Here is a 5,951-nt window from a genome sequence, read left to right on the forward strand (position 1 = left end):
CTCGCCCCGCTCGCCCGCGACCTCGGCGAGGCGTACCGGGCACGGCTCGCGCACGAGGAGCCGGGCTGGACCGACCTCGCCGTCCAGTACGCCGACTACACGCTGTGGCAGCACGCGCTGCTCGGCGACGAGGAGGACCCGGACAGCCGGGCCGCCCGGCAACTCGCCTACTGGCGCGAGGCGCTGGCCGGGGCGCCCGAGCTGCTGGAGCTGCCCGGCGACCGGCCGCGCCCGGCGGTCACCGGGCACCGCGGTGACGCGTTAGCCTTCCCCGTGGACGCCGGCACCCACCAGGCCCTCGCCGCGCTCGCCCGCGCCCGCGGGTGCAGCCTCTTCATGGTGCTGCAGGCCGCCCTCGCCGTGCTGCTGTCCCGGCACGGCGCCGGAGAGGACATCCCGCTCGGCACCGCCGTCGCCGGCCGCACCGACGAGGCCCTGGACGACCTGGTCGGCTTCTTCGTCAACACCCTGGTGCTGCGCACCGACCTCACCGGCGACCCCACCTTCGACGAAGTGCTGGATCGCGTGCGGGAGTTCGACCTCGCCGCCTACGACCACCAGGACGTGCCCTTCGAGCGGCTGGTGGACGCCCTCAGCCCGGAGCGGGCGCAGAACCACCACCCGCTGTTCCAGACCATGCTGGTACTCCAGAACACGGCCGGCGCAGACATCGAGCTGCCCGGCCTCACCGTCTCCGAGCATCCGGTGCGCACCGGCATCAGCAAGTTCGACCTGACCTTCACCTTCACCGAGACCGAGGACAGCGCGGGGCACCCCACCGGCCTCGACGGGGTGCTGGAGTTCTCCACCGAGCTGTTCGACCACGCCACCGCGCACGCCCTCGCCGACCGGCTGACCCGCCTCCTCGCCTCCCTCGCGGCCGACCCCGGCCAGCGGGTGCACGAGAGCGAGGTACTGGGCGCGTCCGAGCGGGAGCGGCTGGAGCGGGCGGCACTCGGGCCGGTCCGCCCGGTGGCCGCGCGGACGGCACCGGAGGCGTTCCGCGCACAGTGCGCCCGCACCCCGGACGCCGTCGCGGTACGCGGGGCCGACCGCACCCTCACCTTCACCGAACTCGACCAGCTCTCCGGCGACCTCGCGCACCACCTGCGCGGCCGGGGCATCGGCCGGGGCGACCTCGTCGCCCTCGCCCTGGAGGGCACCGCCGACCAGGTCGTGGCGATGCTCGCCGTCACCAAGGCCGGCGCCGCCTATCTGCCCATCGACCTGGAACACCCCGAGGCGCGCATCGCCTTCACCCTGTCCGACGCCCGCCCGGTCCTCCTGCTCACCCACGCCCACCGCGTCCGCGGCCGCCAACTGGCCGTTCCGGTCCTCACGCTGGACGACCGGGCCGCCTGGTCCACCGGGCACACCGCGCCGCCCGCCACCGGGCCCGACCCGCGCGACGCGGCGTACGTCATCTACACCTCGGGCTCCACCGGCCGCCCCAAGGGGGTCGTCGTCACCCACGCCTCGCTCACCAACCACATGGCGTGGATGGCCGGCCACCTCGCCCTCACCGGCGCCGACCGGGTCCTCGCCCGGACCTCGCCCAGCTTCGACGCCTCGGTGTGGGAGACTTGGCTGCCCCTGCTGCACGGCGGCTCCACCTGCCCGGTACCGGCCGCCCTCAACCACGACCCCGCCGGGCTGCTCCGCCGGGCGCGCGAACTGGGCGTCACGATCGCCCAGTTCGTGCCCTCGCACCTCTCGCTGGTGCTCACCGAGACGGCCGGCGAGGAAGCGCCGACGACGCTGCGGGCCGTGCTCTGCGGCGGCGAACCCCTGCCGCGCACCCTGGCCCGGCGGGTCCGGGACAGCTGGCGGGCCGAGCCGCACAACCTGTACGGGCCCACCGAGACCACCATCGACGCCACCGCCCACCACCACACCGACGACGACACCGACACCGCCGAGGGGAGCGTGCCGCTCGGGCGCCCCGTCGACAACACCCGCGCCCACGTCCTCGACGCCCGCCTCCAGCCCGTGCCGCCCGGTGTCACCGGTGAGCTGTACATCGCCGGCGACGGACTGGCGCGCGGCTACCTGGGCCGGGCCGGGCTCACCGCCACCCGCTTCGTCGCCGACCCGTACGGGCCCGCCGGAAGCCGGATGTACCGCACCGGCGACCTCGTCCGGCGTGACGCGGACGGCCTGCTCACCTACGTCTCCCGCGCCGACGACCAGGTCAAGCTGAACGGCTTCCGCATCGAGCTCGGGGAGATCGAGACCGCGCTCGCCGCGCTGCCCGGCGTCACCGCAGCCTGCGCCGTCGTGCGCGAGGACCAGCCGGGCGAACGCCGGCTGGTGGCCTACGTCGTGCCCGGCGGGGGAGCGGCCGACGTGACCGACGACGCGCTGCGCCGGGGGCTGGCCGACGTGCTGCCGCCGTACATGACGCCCGCCGTCTTCGTGCACCTCGACGCGCTACCGCTGATGACCAACGGCAAGACCGACCGGCGCGCCCTGCCCGCGCCGGCCCGCAGCACCGGCAGCCGGCCGGGCGGGGAGCCCCGTACCGAACGGGAGCGCGTGCTGTGCGAGGTGTTCGGCTCCGTGCTGCGGGCGGCCACGGTCCGCACCGACGACGACTTCTTCGCGCTCGGCGGCGACAGCATCCTCTCCATCCAGCTCGTCAGCCGGGTCCGGCAGGCCGGGCTCGCCGTCACCCCGCGGGACGTCTTCGTGCACCGCACGCCGGAGGCCATCGCGGCCGTCGCCACCGTGCTGACGGCGGACTCGGCCGAACCCGCCGAGGCGGGCACCGGCGAGATGCCGCCCACGCCGATCGCGGCCTGGTTCCTGGAGCGGCCCGGCCCCACGGACGGCTACAACCAGTCCGCCGTCCTGCGCACCCCGGCCGACGCCGACGAGGAGTCCCTCGTTGCCGCCCTCCAACTCCTCATCGACCACCACGACATGCTCCGGATGCGGGTCACCCGCTCCACCGAGGAGGAGCCGTTCCTGTACGCGCAGCCGCCCGGCTCCGTACAGGCGCGCAAGCGCCTCACCCGGCTCGACATCACCGGGCTGGACGCGGCCGCCGCGACCGCCGCGCTCGCCGGGGCGGGCGAACAGGCCCGCGCCCGGCTGCGGCCCGCCGACGGCCAGGTCATCGAGGCCGTCTGGGGCGACGCGGGCCCGGCCACCCCCGGCCGACTGCTGATCGTGGTCCACCACCTGGCCGTCGACGCCGTCTCCTGGCGGGTGCTCGGCGCCGACCTCGCCGCCGCCTGGCGGACGGTCACCGGCACGCCGTCGCCGCTGCCGTCCGTCGCCACGCCGTACCGGAGCTGGGCCCGCCTCCTCGCCGCCCAGGCCCGCACGCCGGAACGGGAACGCGAACTCCCGCTGTGGGAAGGCGTACTGAGCACCCCTGACCCGCGCATCGGACACCGGCCCCTCGACGCGGAGCGGGACACCGCCGAGCACACCCGGACCATCACCACCCGGCTGGACGCCCGCTGGACCGGCCCGCTGCTCACCACCGCGCCGGCCGCCTTCCACGCCGGGGTGGACGACGTGCTGCTCACGGCGCTCGCCCTCGCGATCCGCGCCTGGCGGGAGGACCGGGGCACCGGCCGCACGGACGACACCGCCGTCCTGATCGACCTGGAGGGCCACGGCCGGGAGCAGCTCGCCGACCACATCGACCTCTCGCGCACCGTCGGCTGGTTCACCAGCCTCTACCCGGTGCGCCTCGATCCCGGACCCGGCCGGGTCCTGGACCCCGGACGCTTCGACGCCACCCTGATCGACCGCGCCGTCAAGCTGATCAAGGAACAGCTCCGGGCGATACCCGACCACGGCGTGGGCTACGGCATGCTCCGGCACCTCAACCCCGCCACCCGCGACCGGCTCACCGCCGAAGCTCCGCAGATCGGCTTCAACTACCTGGGCCGCTACACGAGTTCGGCCGGGAGCAACGGCGACTGGGAGGTCCTGCCCGACGGGGGCCAGCCGCGCAGCCAGGACCCGGACATGCCCGTCCACCACGTCGTCGACATCAACGCGCACACCGAGGACCGCCCCGACGGACCCGTCCTCGTCACCCGCTGGGCCTGGCCCGGCGACCTCCTGAAGGAGGAGGACGTGGCGGACCTGGCCGACGCCTTCGCCCGCGCCCTGCGCGCCGTCGCCGAACACGCCGAACAGCCCGACGCGGGCGGATACACGCCCTCCGACCTTCCCCTGGTCTCCCTGGACCAGGCCCAGATCGACCGACTTCAGAACAAGTGGGGTGGACGCAAGTGACCGGGTTCCAGCTGGAGGACGTACTGCCCTTGACGCCGTTGCAGGCGGGCATGCTCTTCCACTCGCTCTACGACTCCCAGGCCGTGGACGTCTACACCACCCAGTTCGTGTTCGACCTCGAAGGCACCGTCAGTGTCTTCGCCCTGCGCTCCGCCATCGGCACCCTGCTGCGCCGCCACGCCAACCTCCGGGTCGGCTTCCTGCACGAGGACCTGGACCAGCCCGTCCAGGCGGTCGCGGCGCAGGTGCCCGTACCGCTGGAGGAGCTGGACCTCACCTCGGCCGACGGTGCGGACGGGACGGAGGCGCTGGAGACGTTCCTCGCCGCGGACCGCACCCGGCGGTTCGACCTCACCACGCCGCCCCTGATGCGGTTCACCCTCGTCCACACCGGGCCGGGCCGGCATCGGCTGGTGATGACCAGCCACCACCTCCTCTTCGACGGCTGGTCCGTCCCCCTGCTGGTCCGCGAGCTGTTCGAGCTGTACGCCCGCCAGGGCGACGACCTCACGCTGCCCCGCGTCACCCCGTACCGCACCTACCTCGCCTGGCTGGCCGCGCAGGACCGGGCGGCCACGCTGAACACCTGGCGGGAGGCGCTGGCGGGGCTGGAGACGCCGACCCTGCTCGCCGGGCGGGGCGCGCCGCAGGGGCCCGACTCCGCCGAGCTGCCCGAGACCCTCGTGCTGGAGCTGGACCGGGACACCACACACCGGCTGCGCGAGACGGCCCGCGCCTCCCGGCTCACCCTCAACACCCTGGTCCAGGGCGCCTGGGGCCTGGTCCTGGCCCACCTCACCGGACGCTCCGACGTGGTGTTCGGCACCACCGTCTCCGGGCGGCCGCCGGAGATCCCCGGCATCGAGACGATGATCGGCCTGTTCATCAACACCGTCCCGGTCCGGCTGCGCCCCGAACCCGGTGAGTCACTGGCCGCGCTGCTCACCCGCCTCCAGGAGGAGCAGGCCCGGCTGCTGGGCCACCAGTACGTCGGGCTGACCGAGATATGCGAGACCGCCGGCCTGGACCGGCTCTTCGACACCCTCGCCGTCTTCGAGAACTACCCGCTCGACGCCGAGGCCCTGCGCACCGCCCAACAGGGCATGGCCGGCCTCACCGTCGCCGGGATCGAGGGCACCGACGCGGCCCACTACCCGCTCACCCTCACCATCGCCCCCGGCCAGGACAGCCTCCGCGTCACCTTCGGCTATCGCGCCGCGCTGCTCGACCGCACCCTGATCGAGCAGACCGTGGCGCGCATGCGCCGCCTGCTCACCCGGATGGCGGACGGCCTCGACGTACCGGCCGACGGCCTGCCGCTGCTGCTGGAGGGCGAGAGGGAACGGCTGCTGGCGACCGCACGCGGCGCGGAACTCCGGCTGAACGTGCGGAGCCTGAGCGTGCCGGACGTGGTGGCCCGGCAGGCCGTGCACCACCCCGGCGCCATCGCCGTCACCGGCGCGGGCGAGGAGCTGACCTACGGGCAGCTCCAGGAGCTGTCCACCGGGCTGGCCAAGGCCCTGACCGGCTCCGGGGCCGGCGCCGAGGACGGGGTCGGCATCCTGCTCGGCCGCTCCTCGGCCCAGGTCACCGCCGCCCTGGCCGTCCTGCGCGCGGGCGCCGCCTACGTCCCGCTGGACCCGCGCTGGCCCGCCGAACGCCTCGACCGCGTCACCGAGTCCGCCCCGCTGCGC

2 protein-coding genes are annotated in these 5,951 nt (G+C 74.7%); both read left to right on the forward strand.

Going from position 1 to position 5,951, the window contains the following annotated elements; genetic code table 11:
• A partial coding sequence (locus CCN33_RS23455) for a non-ribosomal peptide synthetase (protein ID WP_140394637.1) occupies nt 1-4,257 on the forward strand: 4,257 nt, incomplete at its 5' end.
• The coding region (locus CCN33_RS23460) for a condensation domain-containing protein (protein WP_140394638.1) at nt 4,254-5,951 on the forward strand (1,698 nt) is incomplete at its 3' end. The genes CCN33_RS23455 and CCN33_RS23460, both read left to right, overlap by 4 nt.

Source organism: Streptomyces recifensis (assembly GCF_002154615.1).
GTDB classification, from domain to species: Bacteria; Actinomycetota; Actinomycetes; order Streptomycetales; family Streptomycetaceae; genus Streptomyces; species Streptomyces griseoluteus.